Genomic DNA, 16,073 nt, shown 5'->3' on the forward strand with positions numbered 1-16,073 from the left:
CTACATGGACACTATGCGAGAGAATGATGCCATGACCCGACCGACCGCCAATCGCCGCTCCGCACTCGCCCTGTTTGGGGGCGGTGTCGCCAGTCTCGCGCTTGTCGCCTGCGGGCGCAGCGCCGAGGCGAAGAGCTTCCCCGTCAGCCGCAGCGAAGCCGAATGGCGCAAGCGGCTGACCAAGGCCGAATTCTACGTGCTGCGCGAGGAAGGCACGGAGCGCGCCTACAGCTCTCCGCTCGACAAGGAAAAGCGCGCCGGGACCTTCGCCTGCGCGGGCTGCGGCAACGCGGTCTATTCGAGCAAGCACAAATACGACAGCGGCACCGGCTGGCCCAGCTTCTGGCAGCCGATCCGCAGCGGGGCGGTGGGCACCTCCACCGACTACAAGATCGGCGTGCCCCGCACCGAAGTACACTGCGCACGCTGCGGCGGGCATCTGGGGCATATTTTCAACGACGGCCCGCGGCCGACCGGCAAGCGCCACTGCATCAACGGCGTCGCGCTGGACTTCAAACCCGCCTAGTCGCGCACTTCCCACACGCGGAAGCTGGCCGGCGCACCGGTTTCGACCCTCTCCAGCCAGTCCGGCGCATCGTCCGCCAGCAGCCGTGCGGCAAAGCTGCGCGCGCCGCCGCGCCGGGCGTACAGGTCGGGCTCGGCCAGATCGTCGCACAGCACCAGATAGTCCGCGCCATAGCTGCGCAGGATCGTGCGCGAGAGCTTGGGCTCGACCAGAAACGCTCCGATCACGTCGTGCATCGCCGCCTCGGCGCGGTGGTGCCCGGTGGCGATCACGCTGTGTCCGGTTTCGAGCAGCACGCTCGGCCCGATATCGAGCGGGGCGAAGACCGTGCCCTTCGGCAGTGCATTCAGGCGCGCGGCGCTGGCCTGCAGGTCGCACGAACTCTCGACGATACCCGCGGCCTGCGTTCCGGCGGCCTCACCACCGACCTGCGCGGTGAGAAGGGGTGCGGGCGGCGCGCTCGAGGCGAGGTTCTCCGCCAGCGCGACCGGGGCCATCGGCAGCAGCGCGAGCAGGGTCGCCACGCCGACCGCGATCTTGGGAGTCGGCTTGCGCGCAGTACGCAGGCGGTGCAGCGCCTCGCCCAGCAGCCAGGCGAGCGGAACCGTCGCCAGCAGGGATGCGAACGCGAGCGAGCGCGAAACCAGCAGGCCCAGCGCCAGCGTGCCCGCGAAAAGCAGCACGAACTCTCCCAGCTGCGCGCGCTGTGGCAGCGGGGCGCGCAGCCACAGCCGCACCGCAACCGCGAAGGCGAGCGCGAGCTGGAGCAGCGCCGGGATGATCGTGGCGGTCTGATCCCATACCGGGCGTCCCTCGATCACGTTGACGTACCAGTAATCGTGAACCAGCGGGTCGAGCGAGCCGAACGGCGTGGTCAGGCACGCGGGCGAGGCTGCGCCGAACAGGACGACGCCGCCTGCGCCGATCGCTCCCAGCGCGCCGAACACCGCGATCGGCGGCAGCGGGCGCGCATGGCTCAGCACACTGGTGCCGAGCGCGACGACGAGGAAAAATCCCAGATGCGCCGGGGTGATCGCATCGCAATATTGCGCAGCCTGCGGCCAGCCCCGGGTCGCGAGATAGAGCACGATCAGCCCGCCTGCGAGCGCCTGCAGGTAATGGGTCAGGCCAAGGCGCGTCGACGGATCGCGCAACCAGCGCAGCGCCAGGATCGCACCCACCAGTGCGGCCAGCGGCAGCCCCTCGATGGAAATCATCAGGCCACTCGCCATCGCAAGCCCCGCGACGATCGGCCCGCGCGGGTTGTCGCGTTGCGACAGGCCCCAGAAGGCGGCGGCGAAGCAGGCGATCTGCCAGCCATGATGGTCGATCCTGAGCGGCTGGAACTGATACGAGAGCAGCGGCATCATCCCCGCGACCAGCACCGCCCAGCCGCCGGTCTCACGCCCGAACAGGCGGATCGCGACCGGCGCGACGAAGGTCATCGCGACCAGCAGGGTCAGCAGCGGCACCGCAATCAGGGCCACGCCTTCGGCAGCGCTTTGCCCGACCAGCGGGGTCAGAGCGCCGATGACCAGCGCCAACGGAATGTCGACCAGCCGCGACCAGTGCATCGGCACCTCGCGCAAGGGATCGATCCGGTGCTGGTCGAGATCGAACCAGCCCTGCCCGCCCAGCAGATCGCGCACCTGCACGAGGCGCAGGATGTCGTCGGGATCGGGGAACTGCCAGTGCGCGATGCGCCCGACCGATACCAGCAGGAGAATGAGCGCGAGCAACGCCCACATCCGCACGATATGCGGCATATCGGCAAAGCTTGGGCGCGGCAGGCTGGTGCCCGCACTAGGCGAGCGCACGAAACACCACCACGTTGCGCAGCCACCAGGTGAGCGCGAAGCTGAGCACGATTGCAACCAGCTTGCCCGCGCGCGGATCGATCGACAGCGCCTGCGCTGCGGCGACGATGCCGGTAGTCAGCGCCAGCCCGGCGAGTGCGGAGACGACGAACAGCACCTTCTGGCGCGTGCGCGCGATCCCGCTCTGTGCAACGCGCCCGGTAAAGACCGCGCGGCTGGACAGCAGCCAGTGCGCGAGGATCCCCAGCGTATAGCCCGCCGCAGAGGCAGGCGTCGCGGCGAGGCCCAGCGCCATCAGGCCGAGGAAGGAACCCATGTCGACCGCCAGCGCCCCCACGCTTGCTAGCAGGTAGCGCAGGATCGTCAGATCGCTCAGCCGGTGCAGCATGGCCTGCATGTGCGTGCCCTTCCCAGTATCTCGTCAGGCGGCGCGGCGCTTGTCGGCGTCGGTTTCGCCATCCTCGACGATACGGGTCGGCACGTCGCGCATCGAATTGAGCGCGGCGGCCTGATCGCTCGTCACGGATTCACGGGCAGGCAGCGCCTTGTCCGCGCCCTCGTCGCCCGCTTCGTGATACTCGGCATCCTCGTTGACGCACCAGATGTCGTAAACGCGCGCGCCGGCGAGGATATTCTCGACCGTCAGCATCGCGGTCATCATCGCGTGGTCCTGGTTGTTGTAGCGGTGCATGCCGTTGCGCCCGACCAGGTGCAGCGTCGGATATTTCGCCTCCAGCTCGCCGCGCATCGCCGCGACATTGACGGCGTAATCCTCGTCATAGACGGGATAGGCCTTTTCCTGCCGCACGACCGCGCCGCCCATGACCTTCTTCGGGTCGAGCAGGCCGAGCACCTTCATCTCGGTGGTCGCAAGCTCGATCAGGTCGGCATCGTCCATCGACCACAGTCCGTCGCCTTCGAAGCAGAAATATTCGAGGCCGACGCAGGCCATCTCCGCGTCCGGGATCATCTCGGGCGACCAGCTGCGGAAGTTCTGCACGCGGCCGACCTTCACCTTGCTGTCGTGGATGTAGATCCAGTTGTCGGGGAACAGGTCTTCGCCTTGGACCATCAGCGCGACGGTCAGGAAGTCGCGGTAGCGCAGATTGCTGCCGTTCCAGCTGGTCTCGGGCAGCGGATGCAGCCGCGCGCCAAGCTCGCGCATCGGCGCAGAGCTGATCGCGTGCGCGGCGTTGACGACGATCTTCGATCCGTCCTTGCCCACCGCGCTCATCCGCCAGCCGCCCTCACCATCGCTGGCGAGCTGTTCGAGGCCATGGCCCATGATGACCCGCCCCTTGCCGCTTGCGATAATCTTGTCGCGCGCGGCCTCCCACATCATGCCGGGGCCCTGCCGCGGATAGCGGAAGCTTTCCAGCAGCGTCTTGGCCTGCATCCCGTCATTGGGCTTCCTGTTGAGGCCGAGGCTGCGCTTCAGCCCGTCGACCACCGCGCCCATCAGCGAAAGCCCCTTGATCCGCTGCGCCGCCCAGTCCGCGCTCATCTCGTCGCAGGGCATGCCCCACACCTTCTCGGTGTAGGTCTTGAAGAAGATCGAATAGAGCTTTTTGCCGAACTGGTTGGTGGTCCAGTCCTCGAAGCTCTTCACATTGCGGTTGGGGAAGGCACGCGCCCACAGGTAGCTGGCCATGCACATGGTCGAGCGCCACAGGCCGAGGTTACGCAGCGCCTCGAACGCGCGCAGCGGGTAGGAGTAGAACATGCCCTCGTAATAGATGCGGCTCATCCGCGGGCGCTCGATGAAGTCGTCGGGCAGGATCTCGTTCCACAGGTCGACGACCTGCTGGGACTTGGAAAAGAACCGGTGCCCGCCGATGTCGAAGCGGTAGCCCTCGTGCTCCACGGTGCGGCTAATGCCGCCCACGTAGGTCGCATCCTTCTCGATGATGGCCACGCTCTTGCCCGCCTTGGTCAGCAGGTAGCCTGCGGTGAGCCCTGCGGGGCCTGCACCGATGATCGCCACGTCTACATCGATTGACGGGACATTGAGAGCTGGTCGGTTCGCTTCGGTCATCAGACCCCCCGGTTGCGGTTCGCTTGACCGGGGAGTGAAGGAAATTGGTTAGGGAGCCGTAAACGAAAGCCCTGGCCGCGCGGCTACGCTATTCGAGAATTTCGAGCATCCGCTCATACGCCGGGCGCCAGTTTCCGCCCCATTCGGCCAGCCATTCCTCGCTGTAATAGGTCGAGGCGTAGCGTGCGCCGTCGTCGCACAGCAGGGTGACGATGCTACCGGTCTGCCCGGCGGAGGCCATTTCCTCGATCAGCTGAAGGCAGGCGAACAGGTTGGTGCCGGTCGATCCGCCGACCTTGCGGCCCAGCGTCTTCGACAGGGCGAACATCGCGCCGATCGAGTCGGCATCCTGCACCGCGATCATCCGATCGATCACGCCCGGCTCGAAACTGGGTTCGACCCGCGCGCGCCCGATCCCCTCGATCCGGCATTCGCAGCGACCGTCCAGCGTCTCGACCGCGCGGTCGGCGTAATGGCGATGGAAGACCGAGCCTGCGGGATCGGCGACGCACAGCTGCGTCGGGCGGCGCTGATAACGGATATAACGGCCCAGCGTGGCCGACGTGCCGCCGGTGCCCGCGCCGCACACGATCCACGTGGGATCGGGATGATCCTCCTCGCTCATCTGCGAGAAGATGCTCTGCGCGATGTTGTTGTTGCCGCGCCAGTCGGTCGCCCGCTCGGCGTAGGTAAACTGGTCGAGGTAATGCCCGCCGGTCTCCGCCGCGAGCCGCTCCGATTCCGCGTAGACCATGCCCGGATCTTCGACCGGATGAATCTGCCCGCCGTAGAACCGGATCTGCTCCAGCTTCGCCTCGGCGGTGCTCGCAGGCACCACCGCGATGAACGGCAGGTCGAGCAGTTTGGCGAAATAGGCTTCGGACACGGCGGTCGAGCCCGAGGATGCCTCGATCAGCGTGGTGCCCTCGCCGATCCAACCGTTGCACAGCCCGTAGAGGAACAGCGACCGGGCGAGCCGGTGCTTGAGGCTGCCCGTGGGGTGCGAGCTTTCGTCTTTGAGATAAAGCTCGATCCCCCGGCAATGCGGCAGCGGCACACGGATCAGGTGCGTGTCGGAGGAGCGGTTGTAGTCCGCCTCGATCAGGCGGATTGCGCGGTTGAGCCATGTTTCCCAGGTCATGCGCGCGCCTGTGCGACATGCGCCTGGCGAGGGCAAGGGCTCCACAATGGTGCGGGTGGTGGGACTCGAACCCACACGTCCAGAGGACAGGGGATTTTAAGTCCCCGGCGTCTACCATTCCGCCACACCCGCGCAGCCGGAGCGGGCGCGAATAGCCGTGTTTTGCTGTTATGGCGAGCGCCCGATGCGTCTCGGGCGAGGTCCGGGCGATCAGTCCGGATTGAGCGCGTTGCGCATTTCCTTGCCGGGCTTGAAATAGGGCACGCGCTTGGCCGGCACGTCGACCGCTTCGCCGGTGCGCGGGTTGCGCCCGGTGCGCGCTTCGCGCTCGCGGGTGGAGAAGGCGCCGAAACCGCGCAGTTCGATCCGTCCGCCCTCGGCCAGACGCTGGGCGATCTCCTCGAAGAAGATGTCGACGACCTGCTCGACTTCCTGAGCGCGCAATTCGGGGTTGTCCTGCGCAAGCTTCTGCAAAAGCTCGGATCTGATCATGCCTCGCGCCTCCCGTCTAAAGCGTGCCCGGCCGGTTCACCCGCGAATGCGTCCCGGCTCTTCAATACGACGACCCTAATGTGGGGGCCTTCGTGGCAAAACCGGTCCGATTTTGCAATGCACCAACATGATAAATGTGAATTTTAGTCCGACGAAGGGCACGTCGCGCCCATGGCCGGTCAGGCGTCGGCAGAGTCCAGCAGTTCGCGCGCGGACAGGCCCAGCCGGTCGAGCCGCTCGCGGATCGCGGGCCATTCGTCCTGCAGGAAGCCCTTGCGCTCCGCCGCGCGCAGTTTCGCCGCCGCGCCCTCGCGCACATACATGCCGACCCCGCGGCGCACCGCGATCAGGCCATCGGTCTGGAATTGCTGGAAGGCCTTGGCCACGGTCAGCGGGTTGGCACCATGCTCCGCCGCAAAGGCGCGGACCGAGGGAAGCATCTCCCCTTCAGCGAACACCCCGTCCATGATGTTTGCCGCAATCAGATCGCGCAGGCGCAGATAGACGGGGCGCTGGGAGGTGGGGCCGGTGTTCGCCATGGTGGTTCAGTGACATAACACAGCGGGTCGGGTCAAGGTTCCTGCGCGCCGCGCGCCGCGCGCTTGTTCAGCGCATAATCAGACATGCAGGCGTCACTTGGGCTTCACACGGCGGTTTTGCACGCTAGGGTGCGCGCCATAATGGGCCGGAGAAGAGGCGGCCCGACAGATACTTCGGGGAAGCAACTACATGAAAGACATGGCTTTGTGGAACGAGGGCGATTGGATCGCCGCGATCGCTGCCGTAATCCTGACAGCGTTTCTGGTGGTTGGCGCGCTTGCCATCACCAGGCCCAAAGAAGAGGTCCTCGGACATCCCAAGGGCCTCTACGTTCTGTTCTTCGCCGAAATGTGGGAGCGCTTCTCCTATTACGGCATGCGCGCCCTGCTGGTGCTCTATCTCGTCAAGCACTGGCTCTATTCCGATGGCGGAGCGAGCCTGATCTACGGGGCCTATACCAGCCTCGTCTACATCACCCCGGTGCTCGGCGGCTGGCTCGCCGACAAGTATCTCGGTCAGCGCAAGGCCGTGCTGTACGGCGCCGTCCTGCTGACAGCGGGACACTTCTTCATGGCGTTCGAGGGCGATGGGTCGGGCTATGCCAACGATCCCGCGCTCAACATCTTCTGGCTGGCGCTGGCGCTGATCATCGTCGGATCGGGCTTCCTGAAGGCCAATATCTCGGTGATCGTCGGCCAGCTCTATCCGCGCACCGACGTGCGCCGCGACTCGGCCTACACGATCTTCTACATCGGGATTAACCTCGGCGCGGCCGCCGGTACGATCATCGCGGGTTACCTGGGTGAAACGATCGGCTGGGCCTACGGCTTCGGCGCGGCGGGTATCGGCATGCTGCTAGGCCTCGTCGTGTTCGTCCTCGGCAAGCCGCTGCTTCGCGGCCAGGGCGAACCTCCCTCGATCCAAAAGCTCGCGAGCAAGGTTGCTGGCATCAAGCTGGAATGGGTGCTGTACCTTGTCGGCCTCGTTGGCGTGGCGATCATCTGGGCGCTCATCCAGTTCCAGGAAGCGGTCGGCTGGATCCTGCTGGCTTCGGGAATCTTGCTGCTCGGCTACGTGCTGCAGCAGGCACTCTACCGTCTCGAAGACAATACCGGTGGCATCAGCGCAGGATCGACCAAGCCGGTCTTCTTCGGCGGTGTGGTCGTCCTCCTCGTGACCGCGGCGGTCCTGTGGATCATGGGCGATGCTGGCTATGTCATCGGCGGTATCGGCGGCGCGATCGGCCTGCTGCTGGTCGTCGCGGCCTGCATCATGGAAGCGGGCAAATCGCGCAACGATGCGCGCGATCGCGTCTTCGCGATGATCTTCATCATCCTGCTGATGCCGTTGTTCTGGGGCCTGTTCGAGCAGGCAGGCGGTTCGGTGAACCTCTTCACCGATCGCTTCGTCGATCGCCAGGGCGTGCCGACCTCGCTGTTCCAGTCGATCAACCCGATCTACATTATCCTGCTCGGCCCGATTTTCGCGGCGCTGTGGCAGTTCCTCGGCAAGCGGGGCTGGGAACCCAACACCTACGCAAAAATGGGACTGGGCATCGTGCAGATGGGCCTCGCCTTCGTGGTGCTGGTCTGGGGTGCGAACGCCGCGGGTTCGGCGCTGGTGCCGGTGCTGTTCATCTTCCTGTTCTACCTGCTCTCGACCACGGGTGAGCTCTGCCTCAGCCCGGTCGGCCTGTCGGCGATCAACCGCCTTTCGGTGCGCCACATGGCCAGCCTGATGATGGCCGCGTTCTTCTTCGGCACCGCCGGGGGCAACTACGTGGCCGGCTTCATGGGCACGCTGATGGGCGAAGGCGGCGAAGGCGGCGAGATCACCCGTCAGGGCGCACTCGACGTGTACTGGAGCATGGGCCTGGTGGCCGCTGGCATCGGTGCCTTCGTCGTGTTGGTCAGCCCGCTGGTGAAGAAGCTGATGCATTTGGATACGCTGACCGACGACGAAGTCGGCGACGATCTGGAAGGCCAGCGCGAAGGCCCGGGCGAGGCGCAGGGTGCGGGTATCCACCCGACCACGCGGCCTTCCCACTAAGTCGGCGCAGAGGGGGGAACGATGCGCACACGGACACTGATCGCAACCGCCTGCGCGCTCGCGCTGGGGGCCTGTACGGGGATGGACGACGGCACGGGGGGCGAGACGCGCAGCGCGTCCGCCGCCTCGCCGTCGGTCGGTGCGGACGGGGGCACGCCCTACGCCTCCACCTACCAGCGCTATCCGGGGCGGCCGACCGCGCTGGTCGGCGCGACCGTGTTCGACGGCGCGGGCAACCGGTTCGACAACGCGACCGTGCTGTTTCGCGATGGCGAAGTGGTTGAGGTGGGCATCGGGCTGTCGACCGATGGCTACGACGTGATCGACGGCACCGGCAAGTTCGTCACCCCCGGTGTGATCGACATCCACTCGCACCTCGGCGACTATCCCACCCCGTCGGTTCAGGCGCATAGCGACGGGAACGAGGCGACCAGCCCGACCACGCCGGAAGTCTGGGCCGAACATTCGGTCTGGCCGCAGGACCCGGGCTTCAGCCGCGCGCTCGCCAATGGCGGGGTCACCGCGCTGCAAATCCTGCCCGGTTCGGCCAACCTCACCGGCGGCCGCTCGGTTACGCTGAAGAATGTCGCCTCGCGCACGGTGCAGGGGATGAAGTTCCCCGGCGCGCCCTACGGCATGAAGATGGCCTGCGGGGAGAATCCCAAGCGCGTCTATGGCAGCCGCGGACGGATGCCCTCCACCCGGATGGGCAACTTCGCGGTCAACCGGCAGATGTGGCTCGACGCGCGCGCCTATGCCGCGGGCGATCGCTCCAAACGCGACCTCGCCAAGGAGACGCTGGCAGGCGTGCTCGACGGTGACATCCTGATCCACAACCACTGCTACCGCGCCGACGAAATGGCGCTGGTGATGGATATGGCCAAGGAGATGGGCTACAAGGTCACCGCCTTCCACCACGCCGTCGAAAGCTACAAGATCGCCGATCTGCTGCGCGAAAACGACGTGTGCAGCGCGATCTGGGCCGACTGGTACGGCTTCAAGATGGAAAGCTACGACGGTATCCGCGAGAACGCGGCGCTGCTGTGGAAGTCGGGCGCCTGCGTGGTGATCCACTCGGACGACGAGAACGGCATCCAGCGCCTCAACCAGGAAGCCGCCAAGGCGCAGGCCGCCGGGCGGCGCATGGGGCTCGACATTCCCGATGCCGACGTGGTCGGCTGGTTCACGCTCAACGCAGCCAAGGCGATGGGCATCGACAAAATGACCGGCAGCCTCGAACCCGGCAAGATGGCCGATGTGGTGCTGTGGAACGGCGACCCGCTGAGCGTCTATTCACGGCCCGAAAAGGTCTGGATCGACGGCGCGCTGCTGTACGACGCGCTGGATCGCAGCCGCCGCCCGGTGAGCGATTTCGAACTCGGCCAGCCCGGTGCGGGAGACGTCAAATGATCCGCCTCGCTCTGCTCGGCAGCGCCGCCGCGCTCGCTCTTGTCGCTCCTGCCGCCGCGCAGGACTTCACCATCACCAATGCGACCGTCGCCACCGGCGACGGCTCCGAGCCGGTCGAGAACGCCACCGTGGTGGTCCGCAACGGGCGGATCGTCGCGGCGGGCGCGGGCATCAGCGTGCCTGCGGGCGGAGAGGTAATCGACGGCACCGGCAAGTGGGTGACCCCGGGGATCTTCTCCGCAGTCACCGATCTCGGCCTGTCCGACGTCGACGGCGTGAGCGAAAGCAATGACACCGCGGCGGGCAATTCGCCCTTCAGCGCCGCACTCGACGCGTCGACTGCGCTCAACCCCAATTCGCAGGACGTGATGGTCGCGCGCGCCGACGGGATCACCCGGGCAAGCGTTTCCACCCGCCCCTCCGCCTCGATCTTCGGTGGCCAGGGTGCGGTCATCGATCTGGGGGCCGATCCGGAGATGGTCACCCGTCCACGCGCGTTCCAGCTGGTCGATCTGGGCGAGACCGGCGCGCGCATTTCGGGCGGCAGCCGCACCAGCGCCCACGCGCTGCTGCGCAATGCGCTGCGCGAGGCGCAGTCCTACGGCGATCGCGCCGCCATCGGCGCCGCGACCGCGCGCCCTTCGGACACCAGCTTCGGTGACGACGTTCCGCTCGACCCGCGCCTCTCGGGCCGCGACAGCGAGCGGGCGGGCGACGTGCTGCTGACCCGCTTCGATGCGGCCGCACTGGTGCCCGTCGTGCGCGGCGAGCAGCCGCTCTACGTGGTTGCAGAGCGCGCTTCGGACATTCGCGAGGCAATCAGGCTCAAGCGGGACTTCCCCCGGCTCGACCTCGTCATCCTCGGCGCAAGCGAGGGCTGGCTGGTCGCGAACGAGATCGCCGCCGCCAATGTGCCGGTGATCGCCGACCCGCTAGACGATCTGCCGACCGGGTTCGACCAGCTCGCCGCGACGCAGAGCAATATCGGGCGGATGCGCGATGCAGGCGTCACCGTCGCGATCGGGCGGATGAGCGGCGGGACCGGCGAACAGCCGCGCAACGCGCGCCAGTATGCCGGCAACCTCGTCGCGCTGTCGCGGGTGCCGGGTGCCACAGGCCTGACCTGGGGTGAGGCGCTGGCCACGATCACCTCGATCCCGGCGCAAATCTCCGGCTTCGGCGGGCGTCTGGGCACGCTCAGCCAGAACGCTGCCGCCGATGTGGTGATCTGGGATGGCGACCCGCTGGAGGTGGGCACAGTGCCCGAAGCGGTGTTCATCGACGGCGTCCGCCAACCGACTGACACCCACCAGTCGGGCCTGCGCGAACGCTATCGCGACCTGAACGAGGCTGACCTGCCGCAGGCTTACGACTGGTGAGGTTCGCGCTCGCCCTTGCGGCGCTGGCGCTTCCCTGCACGGCTATTGCGCAGGATAGCGCTACGCCCGAACAGCCCGCGCACGATCTCGCGTGGCACAACCGTCAGCAGGCGGCGATTGCCGAGCTGAAGGCGGAGGATGGCTGGCAGGTGTTGCCCGGCGGGCTCAAGTGGCGTCGCCTCGCCGGAGACGGCAGCGGGCCGAAGCCGACGGTCGAGGATACGGTCACCGTGCACTATGCCGGGCGTCTGCTCGACGGGACGCAGTTCGACAGTTCCTACGACCGGGGCGAACCCGCGACCTTCCCGCTCGGACGGCTGGTGAAGGCGTGGCAGCTCGCGATTCCGCAGATGGGCGTGGGCGATACGATCGAACTCTATACCCCGGCGGATCTGGCCTATGGCCCGGTCGGCAAGGGCCCGATCCCGGGCAATGCAACGCTGGTGTTCAAGGTGGAATTGCTCGGTATCGAATAGCCGCATTGGCGCAGGGAGGGATTGTGATGGTCGACCCGCTGGTTTCGCTGATAGCCGCAAGCATCGCCTTCGTCGGCACGCATTTCGCGATGTCGCACCCGCTTCGCGCATCGATGGTCCGGCTGCTGCGCGATGGCGGCTTCATGATCGCCTATTCGCTGGTCAGCGCGGCTACGATGGCGTGGATGTATTTCGCCTTCGTCGCCACGCCTGCGGGCGCGCCGCTATGGGGCGGCTATGGCGACGGCGTGTGGATCGCGGCGAGCATCATCACGCTGCTGGCGCTGGTGCTGTTCGCGGGCTCGCTGATCGGCAACCCTGCCCTGCCCGCCCCGGGCGCGGAGAAGGCCGCGCTGCAGGCGCCGTCGGGCGTCTTCAAGGTGACCCGTCACCCGATGATGTGGGGCTTCGGCCTGTGGGCGTTCGCGCACCTGATCGCCGCACCGACATCGCGCACCGTGGTGGTTGCCCTCGCGATCGGAGTGCTCGCGCTGGTCGGCGCACGCCTGCAGGACCGCAAGAAAGAGCTGCTGATGGGCGATGCGTGGCGGCAGTGGGAGGCGAACACCAGCTACTGGCCCCGCCTAGGCCGCATCTTCTCTGTCGGGATCGTGCCGTGGATCGGCGGTATCGCAATCTGGCTGGGCGCGACTTGGTGGCACACGATGGATGCAGGCGTGTGGCGCTGGGTCTGAGCGCCCCGCGAGCAAGAACTACTCGCCCCTGAAATCGGCCCCGCGCTTTTCCAGCAGCGCGGCGACGCCTTCCGCGTGATCCGCGGTGTGGTGCATCAGCCCCTGCGTATTGGCCGCGAGTTCGAGCGCGCCATCGTAGCTCAACCCGCGCGACTGGCGCAGCAGCATCTTGGTCTGGCGCAGCGCGGCGGGCGGCATGGCGGCGACCTTGGCGGCGAGCGTCTGCGCCTGTTCCACCAGCGCGTCGGGTTCGACCACCCGGCTGACCAGACCCCATTCCTGCGCGGTGGCGGCGTCGATCACATCCCCGGTGAAGAACAGCTCCGCCGCGCGCGCATCGCCGATCACCCGCGGGAGCAGCCAGGTGCCGCCATCGCCCGGGACCAGACCGAGCTTGAGGAAGGTCACGCCGAACTTCGCGCTGCTGCTCGCGATGCGCATGTCGGCGAGGCAGGCAAGATCGCAGCCCAGACCGATCGCCGGGCCGTTAATCGCCGCGATCAGCGGAACGCGCAGGCCGTGCAGCGCGCGCAGGATGCGGTGGATATTGTCGCGATAGCCGTCGGCGATGGTCACCGGCGATCCGGCGAAATTGCCGGTGCGGTTCTGCATCGCCTTCACATCGCCGCCCGCGCTGAACGCCCGCCCCGCGCCGGTCAGGATCGCGCAGCGGATGGTGCTGTCGGCATTGATCGCGTCGCAGGCGGCCGCAAAGGCCTCGCCGTCCCCCGCCTGGCCGAGAGCATTCATGCTCTCCGGCCGGGTGAGGGTCAGCGTGGCGATTGCGCCGGTGGCGCTATGGTCGAGAACGGACATGCGCCTGCCTAGCGCGCTGTCCGCCGGTTCGTAAACCGCTACGCCGAAGCGCGCTCGCGTCCGCTAGAACACCCCGATGTCGTTGCTCAGCGAGACGAAGGTGCCGTCGGCGCCGAACCCGATCAGGTCGGCGTGGCCATCGCCATCGACATCGGCGACGATGCGCGGGAAGCGATCATTGCTGCTCCACCCGCCCGCACTATCACTCGAACCGAATGCTTCGAGCGCCTGCTCCCACGCGCCGAAGGTGCCATCGCTCTGGCCATAGGCAACGTAGACGCCATCACGGCCGAACCCGACGATGTCCGCCCGTCCGTCGCCGTTCACATCGGCGACCTCGCGCGGCAAGAGGTCGTCGCTGGACCACCCCCCCGCGCTAGCGGCGGTGCCGAATGCATTGGTCGCGAGGAAGTAGTCGCCGAAGGTGCCGTCCGTCTCGCCCAGCGCGACGAAGGCACCCGCCGACCCGAAGCCGACGAGATCGGCACGACCATCGCCATTCACGTCCGCCACGGTGCGCGGATAGCGATCATTGCTGGTGAAGCCGCCTGCGCTGGGCGATTCGCCGAAGGCGTCGATGCCGAGGAAGTATTCGCCGAAGGTTCCGTTCGCCTGACCGAGCGCGACGTAGGTGCCATTGGCAGCAAAGCCGACGATATCGGCCCGGCCATCGCCATTCACATCGCCCATGACGCGCGGATAACGATCCGCGTTGACCCAGCCGCCGGCTTCGCTGTTGGTCCCGAAATTGGCCGTTGCGAGCAGCGTAGCACCGAAGCCGCCATTGCCATCGGCCAGCGCGACATAGGTGCCGGCTGCCCCGAAACCGACGATGTCGGCATTCCCGTCGCCGTTCACGTCGGCAAGCATGCGCGGATAGCGATTGGCGTCCGCCCAGCCACCGGCTTCATCGGCCGCGCCGAAGCCCTGATAGGCCAGAGTGGGCGCAGCGAAATTGCCATTGCCAGTGGCCAGCGCGACGTACACGCCTGCCGATCCGAAACCGATCAGATCGGCACGCCCGTCTCCGTTCACATCCGCTGCAGCGCGCGGATAGATGGTGTTGTTGACCCAGCCGCCACCGGCGTCCGAATAGCCGAAACTGGCGATCGCCAGCGTCGGATTGCCGAACAGGCCGATATTGATCGTGCCGTCGCCGAACTCCGCACGCTCCACCCCGGACAGCGTATCGACGCCATCCGCGCCGGTGATCCGGACCCGCCCGTCATCCAGGCGCTCAATCGTGTAATCGCCGCGGTTGCCGCTGAAGCGGGCCACATCGGTGCCGAGGCCGCCGAAGATCTCGTCATCGCCCAGACCGCCGACGATCAGGTCATTGCCCGCTTCGCCCCACAGCCGATCATTGCCGCCACCGCCGAAGATCTGGTCGTTACCCGCGCCGCCGTCGATCTGATCAGCGCCGAGCAGGCCGGAGAGGATATCGTCGCCCTCATAGCCGAGCAGGATGTCGCGCCCGTCACCGCCGGTCAGCGTATCGGGGTTCGGGGTGCCGAAGAAGCGATCGGGAAGGTCGTAGACATATTGCGTATTCACCGCCGGGAAGCCGCTGTTGATGAACAGCTGACCGGTCTCGGCATTATACTGCAGAAGCTGCCCCTCGGTCTGCTCGGCGGCATAGAACGGGTCGCCCAGAGCATTGCCGGAGGGATCGAACAGCTGGATGATCGCGCGGTCGGTCTCCGCATCCTCCGGGCGGGACCAGACGATCGTTCCATCTGGCAGCACCGTCACGCTTCCGCCCGACACGTCGGGAACCACGACATCGGTTCCGATCGGCTGTCCATCGGTGCCATAGCGCCTTACGTGCAGTCCCTCGTCGCCCCAGACGACAGCCACGGTGCCGTCGGCAAGAGCAAATACATCGTTCAGGTAGGTGTTCGCCGAGGGTGCGATGCCGGTTGCGATGGTGAAGCTGCTGCCCACCCGTACGCCCGAGGCGTCAACGCGCTCGCCCACCAGATTGAATGTGCCGTTGCCACCCTGCGGCCCGGCGTCCAGCCAGATCGCAAAGCTGCCACTGCCGAGCTCTGCGGCCCGAACATATTGCTGGTCGCCCGACGGGTCCGACACCAGATTGCGGATCGTCGTGCTGCCATCGTCGAGAATCGCCACCCGGACGTCTCGCGTTTCGACACCCTGCTCGGTACGCTGGAGATAGTCGTAATAGACCTGCAGCGAGCCATCAGGGAGCCGGATCATGTCCGTGATATCGGAGGCGAACTCCGGCCACGGATACTGGTTCAGGAACGTGCCATCGGGCGCGAAGTCGAAGATGTAGCGCGGATAGCCGCTCAGTTGCGACGTCTGGAACGCGAAGCTGCCATCCTCGAACGCGACGCCGGTAAGCCCGTAGAATCCGGTGAACGTCGGTGACGCTGCGTTGCCGGCCTGTACAGGAGAGCCGACCGCATTCCCCGCGGCATCGAAGCGCTGCACGTACAGCGTGTGAAGGACGTCGGACGATTGGTTGCGCGACCGGGTGAGCTCGTAGAAGACGACCGTTCCGCCGTCCGGCATGGCCAGCTGGAAGCGATCTCCGATGTCGTAGGTATAATTGGCATCGGGCGGCGGCGGCGTGGGCACCAGAGTCCGCGAACCATCCTCGATAATATACTGGATATCACTCATCAAACCATCTCCCCGGAGGCGCCTGGCAGCGCAAGGCTGCGTGACTTC

At 66.6% G+C, this 16,073-nt stretch carries 14 protein-coding genes and 1 tRNA gene; 6 read left to right on the forward strand and 9 right to left on the reverse strand.

Annotation, left to right across the window (positions count from 1 at the left end; all coding sequences use genetic code 11):
- Window positions 1-31: 31 nt before the first annotated feature.
- A complete protein-coding gene (gene msrB / locus VO57_000895) occupies window positions 32-526 on the forward strand; it encodes a peptide-methionine (R)-S-oxide reductase MsrB (GenBank protein XBL69927.1) in 495 nt (164 codons plus the stop codon).
- On the opposite strand, the gene VO57_000900 is transcribed toward msrB, so the two are convergent.
- From VO57_000900 to VO57_000930, 7 genes are all read right to left on the reverse strand, one after another.
- Window positions 523-2,343, reverse strand: coding sequence for a hypothetical protein (locus VO57_000900; GenBank protein XBL69928.1), 1,821 nt, complete (start codon window positions 2,341-2,343; stop codon window positions 523-525). The two genes, msrB and VO57_000900, sit on opposite strands and share 4 nt — an antisense overlap.
- Entirely contained in the window at window positions 2,330-2,740 is a 411-nt protein-coding gene (locus VO57_000905; GenBank protein XBL69929.1) for a GtrA family protein, read from the reverse strand. The genes VO57_000900 and VO57_000905 overlap by 14 nt, the downstream gene beginning before the upstream one ends.
- A gap of 24 nt (window positions 2,741-2,764) precedes the next feature.
- Window positions 2,765-4,378 carry an NAD(P)/FAD-dependent oxidoreductase gene (locus VO57_000910; GenBank protein XBL69930.1) on the reverse strand — a complete coding sequence of 538 codons (1,614 nt, stop codon included), beginning with the start codon at window positions 4,376-4,378 and terminating at the stop codon, window positions 2,765-2,767.
- 88 nt (window positions 4,379-4,466) lie between these two features.
- Window positions 4,467-5,519 (reverse strand): PLP-dependent cysteine synthase family protein, encoded by a 1,053-nt coding sequence (locus tag VO57_000915; protein ID XBL69931.1) that lies wholly within the window; start codon window positions 5,517-5,519, stop codon window positions 4,467-4,469.
- Between the two features lie 47 nt (window positions 5,520-5,566).
- Window positions 5,567-5,651 (reverse strand) — tRNA-Leu (locus tag VO57_000920).
- 78 nt (window positions 5,652-5,729) lie between these two features.
- Window positions 5,730-6,011: an integration host factor subunit beta gene (locus VO57_000925; GenBank protein XBL69932.1), complete on the reverse strand. Its 282-nt coding sequence runs from the start codon at window positions 6,009-6,011 to the stop codon at window positions 5,730-5,732.
- A gap of 179 nt (window positions 6,012-6,190) precedes the next feature.
- Window positions 6,191-6,550, reverse strand: a complete 360-nt coding sequence (locus VO57_000930) for a GntR family transcriptional regulator (protein XBL69933.1) — start codon at window positions 6,548-6,550, stop codon at window positions 6,191-6,193.
- 190 nt (window positions 6,551-6,740) lie between these two features.
- Between VO57_000930 and VO57_000935 the strand changes: the two genes are divergently transcribed.
- From VO57_000935 to VO57_000955, 5 genes are read left to right on the forward strand one after another with little or no spacing between them, the layout of a single operon-like run.
- A complete protein-coding gene (locus VO57_000935; protein XBL69934.1) occupies window positions 6,741-8,600 on the forward strand; it encodes an oligopeptide:H+ symporter in 1,860 nt (619 codons plus the stop codon).
- A 21-nt stretch (window positions 8,601-8,621) separates the two neighbouring features.
- A complete protein-coding gene (locus tag VO57_000940) occupies window positions 8,622-10,010 on the forward strand; it encodes an amidohydrolase (GenBank protein ID XBL69935.1) in 1,389 nt (462 codons plus the stop codon).
- Window positions 10,007-11,389 carry an amidohydrolase family protein gene (locus VO57_000945; GenBank protein XBL69936.1) on the forward strand — a complete coding sequence of 461 codons (1,383 nt, stop codon included), beginning with the start codon at window positions 10,007-10,009 and terminating at the stop codon, window positions 11,387-11,389. Before VO57_000940 ends, VO57_000945 begins: the two co-directional genes overlap by 4 nt.
- Window positions 11,386-11,865: an FKBP-type peptidyl-prolyl cis-trans isomerase gene (locus tag VO57_000950; GenBank protein ID XBL69937.1), complete on the forward strand. Its 480-nt coding sequence runs from the start codon at window positions 11,386-11,388 to the stop codon at window positions 11,863-11,865. The genes VO57_000945 and VO57_000950 overlap by 4 nt, the downstream gene beginning before the upstream one ends.
- A gap of 26 nt (window positions 11,866-11,891) precedes the next feature.
- Window positions 11,892-12,560 (forward strand): NnrU family protein, encoded by a 669-nt coding sequence (locus VO57_000955; GenBank protein XBL69938.1) that lies wholly within the window; start codon window positions 11,892-11,894, stop codon window positions 12,558-12,560.
- Between the two features lie 18 nt (window positions 12,561-12,578).
- On the opposite strand, the gene VO57_000960 is transcribed toward VO57_000955, so the two are convergent.
- Both VO57_000960 and VO57_000965 read right to left on the reverse strand, forming a co-directional pair.
- Window positions 12,579-13,376: a crotonase/enoyl-CoA hydratase family protein gene (locus VO57_000960; protein ID XBL69939.1), complete on the reverse strand. Its 798-nt coding sequence runs from the start codon at window positions 13,374-13,376 to the stop codon at window positions 12,579-12,581.
- 63 nt (window positions 13,377-13,439) lie between these two features.
- A complete protein-coding gene (locus tag VO57_000965; GenBank protein ID XBL69940.1) occupies window positions 13,440-16,025 on the reverse strand; it encodes an FG-GAP-like repeat-containing protein in 2,586 nt (861 codons plus the stop codon).
- Window positions 16,026-16,073: the final 48 nt, after the last annotated feature.

It is taken from the genome of Citromicrobium bathyomarinum (assembly GCA_001306305.2).
In the GTDB taxonomy this organism is placed as follows: domain Bacteria; phylum Pseudomonadota; class Alphaproteobacteria; order Sphingomonadales; family Sphingomonadaceae; genus Alteriqipengyuania; species Alteriqipengyuania bathyomarina.